This window comes from Bordetella genomosp. 13 (assembly GCF_007679965.1).
Classification (GTDB): domain Bacteria; phylum Pseudomonadota; class Gammaproteobacteria; order Burkholderiales; family Burkholderiaceae_B; genus Bordetella.
Map to the genome: position 1 here is coordinate 68561 of NZ_VEHL01000003.1, position 21178 is coordinate 89738.

A 21178-nucleotide genomic window follows, 5' to 3' on the forward strand; every position below is an offset into this window, starting at 1 on the left:
ACCTGGGTGTCCGTGCCGCCATGGCCGTCGCTGACTTGCACGGTGTACGTTTCGGTGACGCTCTGTCCACCCTTCAACGCCTGGGCGGCGGCGTTGTCCAGCGTGTACGTCCATTTGCCGTTGGCATCGACGCTGAACGCGCCGTACGCGCCCGCCGCGCTGCCGACGACGGAATAGGTGTGTGTATCCGTCGTGTCGGCGTCAGCCGTGACCAGCTGGCCCGTGGCCGTCTTCACGCCGTCTTCCGTGACGGAGCCGGTCAATTCGCCGGACAGCGTCGGCGCATCGTTGGTGCCCTGAACGGTGACGGTGATGTCATGCGCCGAGCCATCGGCCGCGCGGACGGTGAAGGTCTCGGTGAACGACTCGTTGGCGCCCAGCGCGCGCACCGCGGCATCGCCGGGGTTGAGCGCGTAGGTCCAGTTGCCGTTGGCATCGATGGAGAACGCGCCATGCGCGCCCTGCGTGCCGGTCTGCGCCTGGAAGCTTGCCTGGCCGGCGTCGGGATCCGTGATGTCCAGTTTGCCGCTGGCAGTCTGCGCACCCTCGGCCACCGTGCCGGCATCGGCGCCCGGTGCGTGCGGCGTGATCACCGCGCCATCGTCCGTGCCGTTGATGGTCACGGTGATGGTCTGCATGTCCGTGCCGCCATGGCCATCGCTGACCTGGACGGCGTAGGTTTCAGTCACGCTCTGGCCGGCCTTCAGCACCTGCGCGGCGCTGTTGTCCAGCGTGTAGGTCCACTTGCCGGTGTTCGGTTCCACGGCGAAGGCGCCGTAGGTGCCCGCCGCGGAACCGACGACCGCATAGCTGTGCGTGTCGGTGGTGTCGACGTCGGTGGTGGTCAACTGGCCCGTGGCCGTCTTGACGCCATCTTCCGTGACGGAGCCCGTCAGTTCACCCGACAGCCTCGGGGCATCGTTGGTGCCCTGGATGGTGACCGTGATGTCGTGCGTGCTGCCATCGGCCGCGCGGACGGTGAAGGTCTCGGTCAGCGACTCGTTGGCGCCGAGCGCGCGGACCGCCGCGTCGCCGGCATTCAGCGCGTACGTCCAGTGGCCGTTGGCGTCGACCGAGAACGCGCCGTGCGCGCCTTGGGTGCCGGTCTGGGCCTGGAAGACGGCCTGGCCCGCATCGGGGTCGGTGATGTCGAGCTTGCCGCTGGCGGTCTGCGCGCCTTCGGCGACAGTGCCGACATCCGACCCCGGCGCATGCGGGGCGATGATCGCACCGTCGTCCGTGCCGTTGATGGTGACGGTGATGGTCTGCGTATCCGTGCCGCCGTGGCCATCGCTGACCTGCACGGTGTAGGTCTCGGTGGCGACTTCGCCGCCCTTCAGCGCCTGCGCGGCCGCGTTGTCCAGCGTATAGGTCCACTTGCCGCTGGCATCGACGCTGAACGCGCCATAGGTGCCGGCGGCATTGCCGACGACGGAGTAGGCGAGGGAGTCGGTCGTGTCGGCGTCGGCGGCCGTCAATTGGCCGGTGGCGGTCTTCACGCCATCTTCCGTGACCGAGCCGGTCAGTTCGCCGGACAGCACCGGCGCCTCGTTGGTGCCCTGGATCGTGACGGTGACGTCGTGCGTCGAGCCATCGGCCGCGCGTACCGTGAATGTCTCGGTGAACGACTCGTTGGCGCCCAATGCGCGCACCGCCGCGTCGCCGCTGTTCAGCGCATAGGTCCAGTTGCCGTTGGCATCGACCGAGAACGCGCCGTGCGCGCCCTGCGTGCCGGTCTGCGTCTGGAACGAGGCCTGGCCCGCATCGGGGTCGGTGATGTCCAGCTTGCCGCTCGTCGTCTGCGAGCCCTCGGCCACCGTGCCGACGTCCGCGCCCGGCGCATGCGGCGTGATGATCGCGCCGTCGTCCGTGCCGTTGATGGTGACCGTGATGACCTGAGTATCCGTGCCGCCATGGCCGTCGCTGACCTGGATGGTATACGTCTCGGTCACGCTCTGGCCGCCCTTCAGGGCTTGGGCGGCGTCGTTGTCCAGCGTGTACGTCCACTTGCCGGTGTTCGAGTCGACCGCGAAGGCGCCGTAGGCCCCCGTGGCCGCGCCGACCACCGAATACGTGTGCGTGTCTGTGGTGTCGGCATCGGCGGTGGCCAGTTGGCCCGTCGCCGTCCTGACGCCATCTTCCGTGACGGAACCGGTCAGTTCTCCGGACAGCGCGGGCGCATCGTTGGTGCCCTGGATGGTGACCGTGATGTCGTGCGCGGAACCATCGGCCGCGCGCACGGTGAAGGTTTCCGTGAACGACTCGTTGGCGCCCAATGCGCGCACCGCCGCGTCGCCGCTGTTCAACGCGTAGGTCCAGTTGCCGTTGGCATCGACCGAGAACGTACCGTGCGCGCCTTGCGTGCCAGTCTGCGTCTGGAAGCTTGCCTGGCCGGCATCGGGGTCGGTGATGTCCAGCTTGCCGGTGGCGGTCTGCGCGCCTTCGGCAACGGTTCCGGCATCGGCGCCCGGCGCATGCGGCATGATCACCGCCCCATCATCGGTGCCGTTGATGGTCACGGTGATGACCTGGGTGTCGGTGCCGCCATGGCCGTCGCTGACCTGGACGGTGTAGCTTTCCGTGACGCTCTGGCCGGCCTTCAACACCTGCGCGGCGTCGTTGTCCAGCGTGTAGGTCCACTTGCCGTTGGCATCGACCGCGAACGCGCCGTACGTGCCGGCCGCGCTGCCGAGGACGGAGTAAGTGTGCGTGTCGGTCGTGTCGACGTCGGCCGTGGCAAGTTGGCCGGTGGCGATCTTCACGCCATCTTCCGTGACCGAGCCCGTCAACTCGCCGGACAGCGTCGGAGCATCGTTGGTGCCCTGGATGGTGACGGTGATGTCGTGGGTCGACCCATCCGCCGCGCGAACGGTGAAGGTCTCGGTCAGCGATTCGCTGGCGCCCAGTGCGCGGATCGCGGCGTCGCCGGTATTCAGCGCGTAGGTCCAGTTGCCGTTGGCGTCGACCGAGAACGTGCCGTGCGCGCCTTGCGTGCCGGTCTGCGTCTGGAAGACGGCCTGGCCGGCATCGGGGTCGGTGATGTCCAGCTTGCCGGTGGCGGTCTGCGCGCCTTCGGCAACGGTTCCGGCATCGGCGCCCGGCGCATGCGGGGCGATGATCGCGCCGTCGTCCGTGCCGTTGATGGTCACGGTGATCGTCTTGGTATCCGTACCGCCATGGCCATCGCTGACCTGCACGGCGTAGGTTTCCGTGACCGCTTCGCCGCCCTTGAGCGCTTGGGCGGCGGCATTGTCCAGCGTATACGTCCACTTGCCGTTGGCGTCGACGCTGAATGCGCCGTAGGTGCCCACGGCATTGCCGACGACGGAGTAGGTGAGGGTGTCGGTGGTGTCGACATCGACGGCGGTCAACTGGCCGGAAGCTGTCTTCACGCCGTCTTCGGTGACCGAACCGGTCAGCTCGCCGGACAGCACGGGCGCCTCGTTGGTGCCCTGGATCGTGACGGTGATGTCATGCGTCGAACCATCGGCCGCGCGGACGGTGAAGGTCTCGGTCAGCGATTCGTTGGCGCCCAGCGCACGCACGGCGGCATCGCCGGCATTCAGCGCGTAGGTCCAGTTTCCATTGGCGTCGATGGCGAAGGTGCCGTGCGCGCCTTGCGTGCCTGTCTGCGTCTGGAAGGTTGCCTGGCCAGCGTCAGGGTCGGTGATGTCCAGCTTGCCGATGGCGGTCAGCGCGCCTGCGGCGACCGTGCCGGCATCGGCGCCCGGCGCATGCGGCGTGATGATCGCGCCGTCGTCGGTGCCGTTGATGGTGACCGTGATGACCTGGGTATCCGTGCCGCCGTGGCCGTCGCTGACCTGGACGATGTAGGTCTCGGTCACGCTTTGCCCGCCCTTGAGTGCCTGGGCCGCGTCGTTGTCCAGCGTGTAGGTCCACTTGCCGGTGGCGGGATCGACCGCGAAGGCGCCATAGGCGCCCGTCGCGGCGCCGGCGACCGCATAGCTGTGCGTGTCGGTGGTGTCGGCGTCGGCCGCGACCAGTTGACCCGTTGCCGTCTTGAGGCCGTCTTCCGTGACCGAGCCGGTCAGTTCGCCCGACAACGTCGGCGCGTCGTTGGTGCCTTGGATCGTGACGGTGATGTCGTGCGTGGAGCCATCGGCCGCGCGGACGGTGAAGGTCTCGGTGAACGACTCGTTGGCGCCCAGCGCGCGGACCGCGGCATCGCCGTTGTTCAGCGCGTAGGTCCAGTTGCCGCTGGCATCCACGGAGAACGCGCCGTGCGCCCCTTGCGTGCCGGTCTGGGCCTGGAAGACGGCCTGGCCCGCATCCGGGTCTGTGATGTCGAGCTTGCCGCTGGCGGTCTGCGCGCCTTCAGCGACCGTGCCCGTGTCCGCACCCGGCGCATGCGGCGTGATGATCGCGCCGTCGTCCGTGCCGTTGATGGTGATGGTGATGACCTGGGTATCCGTGCCGCCATGGCCATCATTGACCTGGACCGTATAGGTCTCGGTGACGCTTTGGCCGGCCTTCAGCACCTGCGCGGCGCTGTTGTCCAGCGTGTAGGTCCATTTGCCGTTCGCATCGACCGCGAAGGCACCGTACGTGCCGGCGGCGTTGCCGACGACGGAGTAGGTGTGCGTGTCGGTGGTGTCGACGTCGCTCGTGGCCAACTGGCCCGTAGCCGTCTTCACGCCGTCCTCCGTGACCGAGCCGGTCAGTTCGCCGGAGAGCACAGGCGCCTCATTGGTGCCCTGGATGGTGACCGTGATGTCGTGCGTGGAACCATCGGCCGCGCGCACGGTGAAGGTCTCGGTCACCGATTCGTTGGCCCCCAGCGCGCGAATCGCGGCGTCGCCGCTGTTCAACGCATAGGTCCAATTGCCGTTGGAATCGACCGAGAACGTGCCGTGCTGGCCCTGCGTGCCGGTCTGGGTCTGGAACACCGCCTGGCCCGCATCGGGGTCGGTGATGTCGAGCTTGCCGCTGGCGGTCTGCGCGCCTTCGGCGACCGTGCCCGCGTCCGCCCCAGGCGCGTGTGGGGCGATGATCGCACCGTCATCGATGCCGTTGATGGTGACGGTGATCGTCTTCGTATCCACGCCGCCGTGGCCGTCGCTGACCTGGACCGTGTAGGTCTCGGTGGCGACTTCGCCGCCCTTCAGCGCCTTGGCGGCGCCGTTGTCCAGCGTGTAGGTCCATTTGCCGTTGGCGTCGACGCTGAAGGCGCCATAGGTGCCGGAGGCATTGCCGACGACGGAGTAGGTGTGCGTGTCGGTGGTGTCGGCGTCGGTCGTGACCAGTTGGCCGGTAGCGGTCTTGACGCCATCTTCCGTGACGGAGCCCGTCAGCTCGCCTGACAGCACGGGCGCCTCATTGGTGCCCTGGATCGTGACGGTGATGTCGTGGGTGCTGCCGTCGGCCGCGCGCACCGTAAAGGTCTCTGTGAACGACTCGTTGGCTCCCAATGCGCGCACCGCGGCATCGCCGCTGTTCAACGCGTAGGTCCAGTTGCCATTCGCATCGACCGAGAACGTGCCGTGCGCACCCTGCGTGCCGGTTTGCGCCTGGAACACCGCCTGACCCGCATCCGGATCGGTGATGTCGAGCTTGCCGTTGGTCGTTTGCGACCCTTCGGCAACCGTGCCGGCATCGGCGCCCGGCGCATGCGGCGTGATGATCGCGCCGTCGTCCGTGCCGTTGATGGTGACGGTGATGGTCTTCGTGTCTGTACCGCCGTGGCCGTCGCTGACCTGCACCGTGTAGGTCTCGGTCACGCTCTGGCCGCCCTTCAAGGCCTGGGCCGCGTTGTTGTCCAGGGCATATGTCCACTTGCCGCTGGCATCGACGCTGAAGGCGCCGTAGGTGCCGGCGGCATTGCCGACCACGGAGTAGGTGGGGGTGTCGGTCGTGTCGACGTCGACGGCCGTCAACTGGCCGGAGGCGGTCTTGACGCCGTCCTCGGTCACCGAGCCGGTCAGTTCGCCGGACAGCGCCGGGGCATCATTGGTGCCCAGTATGGTGACCGTGACGTCGTGCGTCGTGCCGTCGGCCGACCTGACCGTGAAGGTCTCCGTCAGCGACTGGTTCGCGCCCAGCGCCTGGGTGGCCGGATCGGCGTTGTTCAGGCTGTAGGTCCAGTTGCCCGCGGCATCGATGGCGAAGGTGCCATGCGCGCCTGGCGTGCCGGCTTGCGCCTGGAACACCGCCTGGCCGCCGTCCGGATCCACGACGTCCAGCTTGCCGCCGGTGGCCAGCGTGCCGTCCTCGCGGACGGTGCCCGCGTCCGCGCCCGGGGTGTGCGGCGTGATGACGGCGCCGTCATCGGTGCCGTTGATGGTGACGGTGATGGTCTGGGTGTCCGTACCGCCATGGCCATCGCTGACCTGCACCGTGTAGGTCTCGGTCACGCTCTGGCCAGACTTCAGCACCTGCGCGGCGCTGTTGTCCAGGGTATAGGTCCACTTGCCGTTGGCGTCGACGCTGAAGGCGCCATAGGTGCCGCTGGCATTGCCCACGACTGAGTAGGTGTACGTGTCGGTGGTGTCGGCGTCGGCCGTGACGAGCTGGCCCGTCGCAGTCTTGACGCCGTCCTCGGTCACGGAACCGGTCAACTCGCCGGACAGCACGGGCACATCGTTGGTGCCCCGGATGGTGACCGTGATGTCGTGCGTCGAGCCGTCGGCGGCCCGGACGGTGAACGTTTCCGTGACCGACTCGTTGGCGCCCAGCGCTCGCACGGCGGCATCGTTGCCGTTCAGCGCATAGGTCCAGTTGCCGTTGGCATCGACGGAGAAGGTGCCATGTGCGCCTTGCGTGCCGGTCTGCGCCTGGAAGGTCGCCTGGCCCGCATCGGGGTCGAAGATGTCGAGCTTGCCGCTGGCGGTCGACGCGCCTTCGGCCACCGTGCCTGCATCGGAGCCGGGCGCGTGCGGCGTGATGATCGCGCCGTCGTCCGTGCCGTTGATGGTGATGGTGATGGTCTGCGTATCCGTACCACCGTGGCCGTCGCTGACCTGCACCGTGTAGGTCTCGGTGACGGTCTCGCCGCCCTTGAGGGCCTTGGCGGCATCATTGTCCAGCGTATACGTCCACTTGCCGCTAGCAGGATCGACGGCAAACGCACCATAGGCGCCGGCGTCCGAGCCGACGACTGCGTACGTGTGTGTGTCGGTGGTGTCGGCGTCGGCCGTGACGAGCTGGCCCGTGGCCGTCTTCACCCCGTCTTCCGTGACGGAGCCCGTCAGTTCGCCGGACAACACCGGCGCCTCGTTGGTGCCCTGGATCGTGACGGTGATGTCGTGCGTAGAACCATCGGCCGCGCGGACGGTGAACGTCTCCGTCAGCGATTCATTGGCGCCCAGCGCACGCACGGCGGCATCGCCGCCGTTCAACGCATAGGTCCAGTTGCCGTTGGCATCGACGGAGAAGGTGCCATGCGCGCCCTGCGTACCCGTCTGCGCCTGGAACACCGCCTGGCCCGCATCCGGATCGGTGATGTCGAGCTTGCCGCTGGCGCTCAGCGTGCCTTCGGCGACGGTGCCCGCGTCCGCGCCGGGCGCGTGCGGCGTGATGATCGCGCCATCGTCCGTGCCGTTGATGGTGACCGTGATGGTCTTCGTATCCGTGCCGCCATGGCCATCGCTGACCTGCACCGTATACGTCTCGGTCGCGCTTTCGCCGCCCTTCAACGCCTGGGCGGCGGTGTTGTCCAGCGTGTACGTCCACTTGCCGTTCGCATCGACCGCGAACGCCCCGTAGGCGCCCGTCGTCGTACCGATGACAGAGTAGGTGTGCGTGTCGGTCGTATCGGCATCGGCCGTGGCCAACTGGCCGGTGGCCGTTTTCACGCCATCCTCGGTCACGGATCCGGTCAGTTCGCCCGACAGTACGGGCGCATCGTTGGTGCCCTGGATGGTGACCGTGACGTCATGCGTGGAGCCGTCAGCCGACCGCACTGTGAAGGTTTCGGTCAGTGTTTCGTTGGCGCCCAGCGCACGCACCGCGGCGTCGCCGCTGTTCAATGCGTACGTCCAGTTGCCGTTCGCATCGATGCTGAACGCGCCATGCTGGCCCGGCGTGGCGGTCTGGATCTGGAACGAGGCCTGGCCCGCATCGGGATCGGTCACGTCCAGCTTGCCGGCGGCGTTCAGCGCGCCTTCCGCGACGGTGCCCAGGTCCGAGCCCGGCGCGTGCGGCGCGATGATGGCGGCGTCGTCGGTGCCGTTGATGGTGATGGTGATGACCTGGGTATCCGTACCGCCATGGCCATCGCTGACCTGGACGGTGTACGTCTCGGTCACGCTCTGGCCGGCCTTCAGCGCCTGCGCGGCGTTGTTGTCCAGCTTGTACGTCCACTTGCCGTCGGCGTCCACGCTGAACGCGCCGTACGCGCCCACCGAGCTGCCCACGACAGAATAGGCATGGGTGTCTGTGGTGTCGGCGTCGCTGGTGACGAGCTGGCCCGTGGCGGTCTTGACACCGTCTTCGGTCACCGAACCCGTCAACTGTCCGGACAGCGCCGGCGCATCGTTGGTGCCCTGGATGGTGACCGTGACGTCGTGCGTGCTGCCGTCCGCCGACCTGACCGTGAAGGTCTCCGTCAGCGTCTGGTCCGCGCCCAGCGCCTGGATGGCCGGGTCGGCATTGTTCAGCGCATAGGTCCAGTTGCCGGCGGCATCGACGGCGAAGGTGCCATGCGCGCCCGGCGTGCCGGCCTGCGCCTGGAACACGGCCTGGCCCGCATCGAGGTCGGCCACGTCCAGCTTGCCGCCGGTCGACAGCGCGCCATCCTCGCGGACAGTGCCCGCGTCCGCGCCGGGCGTGTGCGGCGTGATGACGGCGCCGTCATCGGTGCCGTTGATGGTGACGCTGATGACCTGGGTGTCCGTGCCGCCATGGCCATCGCTGACTTGCACCGTATAGGTCTCGGTCACGCTCTGGCCGGACTTCAGCACCTGCGCGGCGCTGTTGTCCAGGGTGTAGGTCCATTTGCCGGTGGCAGCGTCGATGCTGAATGCGCCGTACGTGCCTGCCGCATTGCCGACCACGGCATAGGTGTGCGTGTCGGTCGTGTCGGCATCCGTGGTGGTCAGCTGGCCGGTGGCCGTCTTGACACCGTCTTCCGTGACGGAGCCCGTCAGTTCGCCGGACAGCACGGGCGCATCGTTGGTCCCTTGGATCGTGACCGTGATGTCGTGCGTGCTGCCATCGGCCGCGCGGACGGTGAACGTCTCCGTGATCGACTCGTTGGCGCCCAGGGCGCGCACGGCGGCGTCGCCGCTGTTCAGCGCATAGGTCCAGTTGCCGTTGGCGTCGACCGAGAACGTGCCGTGCGCACCCTGCGTGCCGGCCTGTGCCTGAAACACCGCCTGGCCCGCGTCGGGGTCGGTGATGTCGAGCTTGCCGCTGGCCGTCGATGCGCCTTCGGCAACGGTGCCCGTATCGGCGCCCGGGGCATGCGGCGCGATCACCGCGCCGTCGTCGGCGCCGTTGATGGTGACGGTGATGGTCTGGGTCGCCACGCCGCCGTGGCCGTCGCTGACCTGGACGGTATAGGTCTCCTGGACGCTCTGGCCGTCCTTCAAGGCCTGGGCGGCGGCGTTGTCCAGGGTGTAGGTCCACTTGCCGTTGGCGTCGACGCTGAAGGCGCCATAGGTGCCCACAGCGTTGCCGACCACGGAATAGGTGTGGGTGTCAGTGGTGTCGGCGTCCGTGGTGACGAGCTGGCCCGTGGCGGTCTTGACGCCGTCCTCGGTCACGGAACCCGTCAGTTCTCCGGACAGCGTGGGGGCTTCATTGGTGCCCTGGATGGTGACCGTGACGTCGTGCGTGCTGCCGTCGGCCGACTTCACCGTGAAGGTCTCGGTCAGCGTTTCATTGGCGCCCAGCGCGCGTACGGCGGCGTCGCCGCTGTTCAGCGCATAGGTCCAGTTGCCGTCGGCATCGATGCTGAACGAGCCATGCTGGCCCGGCGTGCCAGCCTGGGCCTGGAACACGGCCTGGCCCAGATCCGGGTCGGTCACGTCCAGTTTGCCGCCGGCGGTCAATGCGGTTTCGTTGACCGAGCCGGCATCGGCGCCAGAGGTGTGCGGGGCGATGACCGCGCCGTCGTCGGTACCATTGATGGTGACCGTGATGGTCGTGGTATCGGTGCCGCCATGGCCATCGCTGACCTGGACGGTGTAGGTCTCGGTCATGCTCTGGCCGGCCTTCAGCGCCTGCGCGGCGGCGTTGTCCAGCGTGTACGTCCACTTGCCGGTGGCCGCATCGACCGCGAAGGCGCCATAGGCGCCCGTCGCCGCGCCGACGACGGCGTAGGTGTGCCTATCGGTGGTGTCGGCGTCGGCGGTCGTCAGTTGGCCGGTGGCCGTCTTCACGCCGTCTTCCGTGACCGAACCCGTCAGCTCGCCTGACAACGCCGGCGCGTCGTTGGTCCCACGGATGGTGACCGTGACGTCGTGCGTCGAACCGTCGGCCGCGCGGACGGTGAAGGTCTCCGTGATCGACTCGTTGGCGCCCAGGGCGCGCACCGCGGCGTCGCCGCTGTTCAGCGCGTAGGTCCAGTTGCCATTGGCGTCGATGGCGAAGGTGCCGTGCGCGCCCGGCGTGCCGGCCTGCGCCTGGAAGGTCGCCTGGCCCGCATCCGGATCGGTGACGTCGAGCTTGCCATGGGTGGTCAGGGCGCCTTCGGCCACCGTGCCGGCATCGGCGCCCGGCGCGTGCGGCGCGATGATCGCGGCATCGTCGGTGCCGTTGATGGTGACGGACACGACCTTGATGTCCGTGCCGCCGTGGCCATCGCTGACCTGGACGGTATAGGTCTCGGTGATGCTCTGGCCGGCCTTCAGCGCCTGGGCGGCGCCGTTGTCCAGCGTATAGGTCCACTTGCCGGTATTGGCATCGACCGTGAAGGCGCCGTATGCGCCCGTGGCCGCGCCGACCACCGAATAGCGCAGCGTGTCACCCGTGTCGACGTCGGCGCCGGTGAGGGTCCCGGTGGCGGTCTTCGCGCCATCCTCGGTGACCGAACCGGTGAGATCGCCGGACAGCCTGGGCGCGTCGTTGGTGCCCTGGATGGTGACCGTGACGTCGTGCGTGCTGCCGTCCGCGGACTTGACCGTGAAGGTCTCCGTCATGGTCTTGCCCGCGCCCAGCGCCTGCACGGCGGGGTCGGTATTGTTCAGCGCATAGGTCCAGTTGCCGGCCGCATCGATGGCGAAAGTGCCATGCGCGCCTGCCGTGCCAGCCTGGCTCTGGAACACGGCCTGGCCTGCGTCGGGGTCGGTGACGTCCAGCTTGCCGCCGGTGCTCAGCGTGCCGTCCTCGCGGACCACGCCCGCGTCCGCGCCCGGCGTATGGGGCGTGATGACGGCGCCGTCGTCGGTGCCGTTGATGGTGACGGTGATGGTCTTCGTATCCGTACCGCCATGGCCGTCGCTGACCTGCACGGTGTACGTCTCGGTGACGCTCTGGCCGGACTTCAGCACCTGGGCCGCGCTGTTGTCCAGGGTGTAGGTCCATTTGCCCGTGGCGGCGTCGACGCTGAACGCGCCGTACGTGCCCGTGGCCTTGCCGACCACGGAGTAGGTATGTGTGTCCGTTGTGTCGACGTCGGTGGTGAGCAGCTGGCCGGTGGCGGTCTTGACGCCGTCCTCGGTCACCGAGCCCGTCAACGCGCCCGACAGCACCGGCGCGTCGTTGGTGCCTTGGATCGTCACGGTGACGTCGTGGGTCGACCCGTCCGCGGAGCGCACCGTGAAGGTCTCGGTCAGCGTCTGGTTCGCGCCCAGCGCGCGCACGGCGGCGTCACCGGCGTTCAGCTCATAGGTCCAGTTTCCGTTGGCATCGACGGAGAACACGCCGTGCGCGCCCGGTGTGCCGGCCTGCGCCTGGAATACCGCCTGGCCCGCATCCGGGTCCGCGACGTCCAGCTTGCCCGCGGCCGTCTGCGCGCCTTCCGCGACGGTGCCGGTGTCGGCGCCGGGGGAGTGAGGCGTGATGACCGCGCCGTCATCGCTGCCGTTGATGGTGACGGTGATCGTCTTCGTGTCCGTGCCGCCGTGCCCGTCGCTGACCTGCACCGTGTAGGTCTCGGTGACGGCCTGGCCTCCCTTCAACGCCTGCGCGGCGTTGTTGTCCAGCGTGTAGGTCCACTTGCCGTTGGCGTCGACGCTGAAGGCGCCGTAGGCGCCGGTGGCCTTGCCGACCACGGCGTAGGTGAGGGTGTCGGCGGCGTCGACGTCGGTGGCCGTCAGTTGGCCGGTGGCCGTCTTGACGCCGTCTTCCGTGACCGAGCCTGTCAGCGCGCCCGCCAGCCTGGGCGCATCGTTGGTGCCCAGTATGGTGACCGTGACGTCGTGCGTGGCGCCGTCGGCGGAACGTACCGTGAAGGTCTCCGTCATCGACTGGCCGGCGCCCAGCGCCTGCACGGCCGCATCGGCGTTGTTCAGCGCATAGGTCCAGTTGCCGTTGGCATCGACGGCGAAGGTGCCGTGCGCGCCCGGCGTGCCGGCCTGCGCCTGGAATACGGCCTGGCCGGCATCCGGGTCGGCCACGTCAAGCTTGCCGCCAGTGGTCAGCGTGCCGTCCTCGCGGACGCTGCCCGCGTCCGCGCCCGGCGCATGCGGCGTGATGATGGCCGCATCGTCGGTGCCGTTGATGGTGATGGCAACGGTCTTGGTGGTCGTGCCGCCCTGGCCATCGCTGACCTGGACGGTGTAGGTCTCGGTGATGCTCTGCCCGGCCTTCAGCGCCTGCGCGGCGCCGTTGTCCAGCGTATAGGTCCACTTGCCGGTGGCGGTATCGACCGTGAAGGCGCCGTACGCGCCCTTGACCGCGCCCACCACCGAATACGCCAGCTTGTCACCGGTGTCGATGTCGGTGCCGGTGAGCGTGCCGGTGGCGGTCTTCGCGCCATCTTCCGTGACCGCGCCCGTGACGTCTCCCGACAGCTTCGGTGCGTCGTTGGTGCCCTGGATCGTGACCGTGACGTCATGCGTGGTGCCGTCCGCAGACTTGACCGTGAAGGTCTCCGTCATGGTCTTGCCCGCGCCCAGCGCCTGCACGGCCGGATCGGCATTGTTCAGCGCATAGGTCCAGTTGCCGTTGGCATCGACGGCGAAGGTGCCGTGCGCGCCCGGCGTGCCGGGCTGTGCCTGGAACACGGCCTGGCCCGCGTCGGGGTCCGTCACGTCCAGCTTGCCGTTGGCCGTCAGCGTGCCGTCCTCGCGGACGACGCCCGCGTCCGCGCCCGGGGTGTGCGGCGTGATGACGGCGGTGTCGTCCGTGCCGTTGATGGTGATGGCCACGGTCTTGGTGGCCGTGCCGCCCTGGCCGTCGGAGACCTGGACCGTGTACGTCTCGGTGACGCTCTGGCCGGACTTCAGCACCTGCGCGGCGCTGTTGTCCAGTGTGTAGGTCCACTTGCCCGTGTTGGCATCGACCGTGAAGGCGCCATACGTGCCCTTGGCCGCGCCCGCCACCGAATAGCTCAGCGTATCACCCACGTCGATGTCGGCGCCGGTGAGCTGGCCGGTGGCGGTCTTCACGCCATCCTCGGTGACCGCGCCGGTGACCGCGCCGGTGACCGCGCCCGACAGCGTCGGCGCGTCGTTGGTGCCCAGGATCGTGACGGTGACCGCGTGCGCGGTGCCGTCGGCGGACTTCACCGAGAAGGTCTCGGTCATCGTCCTGCCGGCGCCCAGCGCCTGCACCGCCGGATCGGCATTGTTCAGGGTGTAGGTCCAGTTGCCGTTGGCGTCGACGGCGAAGGTGCCATGCTGGCCTTGCGTGCCGGCCTGCGCCTGGAAGACGGCCTGGCCCGCATCGGGGTCGGCCACGTCCAGCTTGCCGGCCGCGGTCAGCGTGCCGTCCTCGCGGACGGCGCCCGCATCGGCGCCCGGGGTGTGGGGCGTGATGACGGCGGTGTCGTCGGTGCCGTTGATGATGATCGAGACGGTCTTGGTGGCCGTGCCGCCCTGGCCGTCGCTGACCTGGACGGTGTACGTCTCGGTGATGGCCTGGCCGGCCTTCAGCGCCTGCGCGGCGGCGTTGTCCAGCGTGTAGGTCCACTTGCCGGTCGCGGCATCGACCGTGAACGCGCCATAGGCGCCCTGGGCTGCGCCGACCACCGAATAGCTCAGCGTGGCGCCGGCATCGACGTCGCTTCCGGTGAGGGTGCCGCTGGCCGTCTTCACGCCATCTTCCGTCACCGAACCCGTGACGTCGCCCGCCAGCGTGGGCGCATCGTTGGTGCCCTGGATGGTGACCGTGACGTCATGCGTGGCGCCGTCGGCGGACCGCACAGTGAAGGTCTCTGTCAGGGTCTTGCCGACGCCCAGCGCCTGCACCGCCGGATCGGCGTTGTGCAGGTTGTAGGTCCAGTTGCCGTTGGCATCGATGGTGAACGTGCCATGCGCGCCCTGGGTGGCGGGCTGTGCCTGGAACACGGCCTGGCCGGCATCGGGGTCCGCCACGTCCAGCTTGCCGCTGGTGTTCAGCGTGCCGTCCTCGCGGACGATGCCCGCGTCCGCGCCCGGGGCATGCGGCGTGATGATGGCCGCGTCGGCCGTGCCGTTGATGGTGATCGAGACGGTTCGGGTGTCCGTGCCGCCCTGGCCGTCGCTGACCTGGACGGTATAGGTCTCGGTGATGCTCTGGCCGGCCTTCAGCGCCTGCGCGGCGGCGTTGTCCAGCGTGTAGGTCCACTTGCCGGTCGCGGCGTCGATGCCGAAGGCGCCGTATGCGCCCTTGGCCGCGCCCACCACGGCATAGGTCATCCTGTCGCCGGCATCCACGTCGACGCCGGTCAGCGTGCCGGTGGCGGTCTTCACGCCATCTTCCGTCACCGAGCCTGTGACGTCCCCCGTCAGCCTGGGCGCGTCGTTGGTGCCCTGGATGGTGACCGTGACGTCGTGCGCGGCGCCGTCCGCCGACCTGACCGTGAAGGTCTCGGTCATGGTCTTGCCGGCGGCCAGCGCCTGTACCGCCGGATCGGCGTTGTTCAGCGCATAGGTCCAGTTGCCGTTGGCGTCGAGCGTGAAAGTGCCGTGCGCGCCTTGCGTGCCGGTCTGCGCCTGGAAGACCGCCTGGCCCGCGTCGGGGTCGGTGACGTCCAGCTTGCCGCCGGTCGTCAGCGTGCCGTCCTCGCGGACCACGCCCGCGTCTGCGCCAGGCGTGCGCGGCGTGATGATGGCGCCGTCGTCGGCGCCGTTGATGGTGATGGTGACGGTCCTGGTGTCCGTGCCGCCGTGGCCGTCGCTGACCTGGACGAGATACGCCTCGGTGACGCTCTGGCCCGCTTTCAGCACCTGCGCGGCGCCGTTGTCCAGGGTGTAGGTCCATTTGCCGGTGGCGGCATCGACCGTGAAAGCGCCGTAGGTGCCGCGGGCTGCGCCGCTGACCGCGTAGCTCAGCCTGTCGCCGGTGTCGACGTCGGTGCCGGTCAGCGTGCCGGTGGCGGTCTTCACGCCGTCCTCGGTCACCGAGCCGGTCTGCTGGCCGGACAGTTTCGGCGCATCGTTGGTGCCCTGCACGGTGACGGTGACGTCATGGGTCGAGCCGTCCGCCGACTTCACGGTGAAGGTCTCGGTCATCACCGCGCCCGCGCCCAGCGCCTGTACGGCGGGGCTGGCGTTGTTCAGGTTGTAGGCCCAGTTGCCGTTGGCATCGACGTTGAACGTGCCGTACTGGCCCTTGGTGCCGGCTTGTGCCTGGAACACCGCCTGGCCCGCGTCGGGGTCGACCACGTCGAGCTTGCCGCTGGTATTCAGCGTGCCGTCTTCGCGGACGACGCCTGCGTCGGCACCCGGCGCATGCGGCGTGATAATGGCGGCATCGTCCGTGCCGTTGATGGTGACGGACACGACCTTGGTGTCCGTGCCGCCCTGGCCATCGCTGACCTGGACGGTGTAGGTCTCGGTGATGCTCTGGCCAGTCTTCAGCGCCTGCGCGGCGCCGTTGTCCAGCGTGTAGGTCCACTTGCCGGTGGCGGCGTCGACGGTGAAGGCGCCGTATGCGCCCTTGGCCGCGCCGACCACCGCATAGGTCATCCTGTCGCCGGCATCGACGTCGACGCCTGTCAGCGTGCCGGTAGCAGTCTTCACGCCGTCTTCGGTGACCGAGCCGGTGACGTCGCCCGACAGCGTCGGCGCGTCGTTGGTGCCCTGGATGGTGACCGTGACGTCGTGCGTGGCGCCATCCGCGGACTTGACCGTGAACGTCTCGGTCATGGTCTTGCCCGCGCCCAGGGCCTGCACCGCCGGGTCGGCGTTGTTGAGGCTGTAGGTCCAGTTGCCCGCCGCATCGATGGCGAAGGTGCCGTGCGCGCCTGGCGTGCCGGCCTGGCTCTGGAACACGGCCTGGCCCGCGTCGGGATCGGCCACGTCCAGCTTGCCGCCCGTGGTCAGCGTGCCGTCCTCGCGGACGCTGCCCGCGTCCGCGCCCGGCGCATGCGGCGTGATCACGGCGCCGTCGTCGGTGCCGTTGATGGTGACGCTGATGACCTTGGTGTCGGTGCCGCCATGGCCATCGCTGACCTGCACGGTGTAGGTCTCGGTCACGCTCTGGCCCGACTTCAGCACCTGCGCGGCGCTGTTGTCCAGGGTGTACGTCCACTTGCCGGTGGCGGCATCGACCGTGAAGGTGCCATACGTGCCGGCGGCCTTGCCGACGACGGAATAGGTGTGCGTGTCCGTCGTGTCGGCATCGGCGGCGACGAGCTGGCCGGTGGCGGTCTTCACGCCGTCTTCGGTCACCGAGCCGGTCTGTTGGCCCGACAGCACGGGCACATCGTTGGTGCCCTGGATCGTGACGGTGACGTCGTGCGTGGCGCCATCCGCCGACTTCACGGTGAAGGTTTCGGTCAGCACGGCGCCGGCGCCCAGCGCCTGCACGGCCGGGCTGGCGTTGTCGAGGGTGTAGGTCCAGTTGCCGTTCGCGTCGATGGCGAACGTGCCGTGCCGGCCCTGCGTGTTGGCCTGCGCCTGGAACACGGCCTGGCCGGCGTCGGGGTCGGTCACGTCCAGCTTGCCGCCCGTGGTCAGCGTGCCGTCTTCGCGGACGGCGCCCGCATCGGCGCCCGGCGCGTGCGGCGTGATCGCCGCGCCGTCGTCGGTGCCGTTGATGGTCACCGTGATGGTCTTCGTGGCCGTGCCGCCCTGGCCGTCGCTGACCTGCACGGTATAGGTCTCCTGCACGCTCTGGCCGGCCCGCAGGGGCTGCGCGGCGGCGTTGTCCAGCGTGTAGGTCCACTTGCCGGTCGCGGCATCGACCGTGAAGGCGCCGTACGTGCCGGCGGCCTTGCCGACCACGGCATAGCTCAGCCTGTCGTCCGTGTCGACATCGGTGCTTGTCAACTGCCCGGTGGCGGTCTTCACGCCGTCTTCAGAAACCGAGCCGGTCAACTGGCCCGTCAGCTTCGGCGCGTCGTTGGTGCCCTGGACGGTGACCGTGACGTCGTGCGTGCTGCCGTCGGCGGAGCGCACCGTGAAGGTCTCGTTCACCGAGCGGCCTGCGCCCAACGCCTGCACAGCGGGGCTGGCGTTGTCCAGCGTGTAGGTCCAGTTGCCGTTGGCGTCCACGGCGAAGGTGCCGTAGGCGCCCTTGGTGCCGGCCTGCGCCTGGAACACGGCCTGGCCCGCGTCGGGGTCGGCCACGTCCAGCTTGCCGCCGGTGGCCAGCGTGCCGTCTTCGCGAACCGTGCCCGCGTCCGCGCCCGGCGTGTGCGGGGCGATGACCGCGCCGTCGTCCGCGCCGTTGATCGTGACGCTGACGACCTTGGTGTCCGTGCCGCCGTGGCCGTCGCTGACCTGCACGGTATACGTCTCGGTCACGCTCTGGCCGGCCTTCAGGGCCTGCGCGGCATCGTTGTCCAGCGTGTAGGTCCACTTGCCGTTGGCATCCACCGCGAACGCGCCGTACGCGCCCCGGGCGTTGCCGACGACGGAATAGCTGTGCGTGTCGCCGGTGTCGACGTCGGCGGTCGCCAATTGGCCGGTGGCCGTCTTCACGCCGTCCTCGGTCACCGAACCGGTCAACTCGCCCGACAGTGTCGGGGCATCATTGGTGCCCGAGATCGTGACCGTGACGTCGTGCGTCGCGCCGTCGGCCGACTTCACGGTGAAGGTCTCGGTCAGTACCGCGCCCGCGCCCGCGCCCAGCGCCTGCACGGCGGGGCTGGCGTTGTTCAGAGCATAGGTCCAGTTGCCGTTCGCGTCGATGCTGAACGTGCCGTGCTGGCCCTGCGTGCCGGCCTGCGCCTGGAAGACGGCCTGGCCCGCATCGGGGTCGGTCACGTCCAGCTTGCCGCCAGTGGTCAGCGTGGCGTCCTCGCGGACGGCGCCCGTGTCGGCGCCGGGCGCATGCGGGGCGATCACCGCGCCGTCGTCGGCGCCGTTGATGGTGACGGTGATGGTCCGCGTATCCGTGCCGCCGTGGCCATCGCTGACCTGCACGGTATAGGCCTCGGTCACGCTCTGGCCCGCCTTCAGGGGCTGCGCGGCCGCGTTGTCCAGCGTGTACGTCCACTTGCCGGTGGCGTCGACGCCGAACGTGCCATAGGTGCCACGGGCATTGCCCGCGACGGAATAGGTATGGGTATCCCCAGCGTCGACGTCGGTGGCCGTCAACTGGCCCGTGGCGGTCTTCACGCCATCCTCGGTCACCGAGCCGGTCTGCGCGCCGGCCAGCACCGGCGCGTCGTTGGTGCCCTGGATGGTGACCGTGACGTCATGCGTGGCGCCGTCGGCCGACTTCACCGTGAAGGTCTCGGTCAGCACCGCGCCCGCGCCCAGCGCCTGCACGGCGGGGCTGGCGTTGTTCAGCGCATAGGTCCAGTTGCCGTTGGCGTCGACGGCGAAGGTGCCGTGCGCGCCTTGCATGCCGGCCTGCGCCTGGAAGACGGCCTGGCCCGCATCGGCATCGCTGATGTCCAGCTTGCCACCGGTGGTCAAGGTCGCATCCTCGCGCACCGTGCCGGCATCCGCGCCCGGCGCGTGCGGAGCAATCACCGCGCCGTCGTCGGCGCCGTTGATGGTGACGGTGATGGTCCGCGTATCCGTGCCGCCATGGCCGTCGCTGACCTGCACGACGTAGCTTTCGCGCACGCTCTGGCCGGCCGTCAGCGGCTGCGCGGCCGCGTTGTCCAGCGTGTACGTCCACTTGCCGGTCGCGGCGTCGACGCTGAACGCGCCGTACGTGCCGGCCGCCTTGCCGACCACGGAATAGGTGAGGGTGTCGCCCGTGTCGGCATCGGTGCCGGCCAGCTGGCCGGTGGCCGTCTTCACGCCGTCCTCGGACACCGAGCCGGTCAGCTCGCCGGACAGCCTGGGCGCATCGTTGGTGCCCAGCACGGTGACGGTGACGTCGTGCGTCGACCCATCGGCCGACCGCACGGTGAAGGTCTCGGACACCGACGCGCCGGCGCCCAGCGCCTGCACGGCGGGGCTGGCGTTGTCCAGGTTGTAGGTCCAGTTGCCGTCGGCATCGATGGCGAAGCGGCCGTACTGGCCCTGGGTGCCGGCTTGCGGCTGGAAGGCGGCCTGGCCCGCGTCGGCGTCGCTGATGTCCAGCTTGCCGCTGGCGGTCAGCGTGGCGTCCTCGCCCACGGTGCCCGCGTCGGCGCCCGGCGCATGCGGCGCGATCACGGCGCCGTCGTCGGTGCCGTTGATCGTGATGGTCACGACCTGCGTGTCCGTGCCGCCGTGGCCGTCGCTGACGCGCACGGTATAGCTTTCCTGGACGCTCTGGCCGGCCTTCAGGGGCTGCGCGGCGGCGTTGTCCAGCGTGTACGTCCACTGGCCGGCGGCATCGACGGCGAAGGTGCCGTAGGCGCCTGCCGCGCTGCCCACGATGGCGTAGGTATGCGTGTCGGTGGCGTCCGCATCGGCGACGCTCAGCTTGCCCGTGGCCGACAGCGCGCCGTCCTCGGCGACCGCGCCGGCCGCCTGGCCGCTGATCGTGGGTACGTCATTGGTGCCGTTGATGGTGATCGTGACCGTGCGGGTCGTGCCGTCGACCGTGGTCACCGTGAAGGCGTCCGTCACCTTGTCGCCGGCGCCCAACGCCTGCACGGCAGGGCTGGCGTTGTTCAGCGCGTAGGTCCAGTTGCCGTCGGCGTCGATGGAGAATGCGCCGTACTGGCCGGCCTTCTGCGCCTGAGCCACGAAGGTCGACTGGTCGTCGTCCGGATCCACGACCGTCAGCTTGCCCTGCGTGGCCACCGTCGCATCTTCCTGCACGGTGGAGCCGATCACGCCCGAGATGGCCGCGGCGTCGTTCACGCCGACCACCGTCACTTCCAGCACTGCCGTCGAGGTGTGGCCGTTCGAATCGGTGATGGTGTACTGCACCGTGGTGACGGCGGTCTGCCCCTGGCCCAGGTGCTGGAAGCCCGCGCCCGGCACGAAGGTGTAGCTGCCGTCGGCCAGCAGCGTGAAGGTGCCGCCGTTCGAGCCCGCCAGCGTGATGCCGGCCGCTTCCATGGCCCGGCCGTTCACGCCCGTGACCGTCAGCCTGTCGCCGTCCGGATCCGTGTCGTTGCCCAGCACACTGCCGCGCAGGGTGTTCTTCTCGGTGGTGGCGAGCTGGTCGTCCACGGCCGTGGGCGCGCGGTTGCCGACCGGCGTGGCCGGCGTGGTGGGCGTGGTCGTCGTGGGGGGCAGGGCGCCGCTGCCGACGCCGGCATCGTCGGTCCCGCCGCCGATGCCCGACATCGAGGCGCGCGACGTGTAGTCGTCGAAACGCGCGGGATTCGGATACTCCAGGCCCATCGGCCGGGTGGTTTCCAGGATGTGGACCAGGCGCACGACGCCGCCGCCGCCTTCGCCGCCTCCCGCGCCGCCGCCGCCGCCCAGCGTGGCCGCGGTGGGATCCAGTTCATCGAAGGGATCGCCGCCGGATTCCAGGATGGCCAGCAGGCGCTCGGACTCGGGGCCCCTAGGCGGCATGAACGCCGCTTCGCTGGGGTCGGCCAGCGGACCGGCCAGGTCGTCATGGATACCCACCAGGCGCTCGGCGCCGATGACCACCGGCATGCCGTTCTCGACCTGCAGCGTGACCGTGGCGCCGGTCGCGGTGACGATCTCGCTGTTGGGCGGGATCTTGCTGCCTTCGTGCAGCGCGGTCAGCGAGCCGTCGGGGTGACGGATCCAGGCACGGCCAGTGATGGCGATGACGGTGGCGGGAGCAGAGATGGCCATAGGGTATCCACGTTAAG

At 69.2% G+C, this 21178-nt stretch carries 1 protein-coding gene (only partly in view); it reads right to left on the reverse strand.

Features of this window, described 5'->3' with window-relative positions:
- On the reverse strand, window positions 1–21161 hold the 5' portion of the coding sequence (locus FS845_RS26470; protein ID WP_186332216.1) for a VCBS domain-containing protein. It extends 18043 nt beyond the left edge of the window; 21161 of the gene's 39204 nt are visible here — the first part of the coding sequence; it begins with the start codon at window positions 21159–21161; the stop codon falls past the left edge of the window.
- Between the last annotated feature and the right edge of the window lie 17 nt (window positions 21162–21178).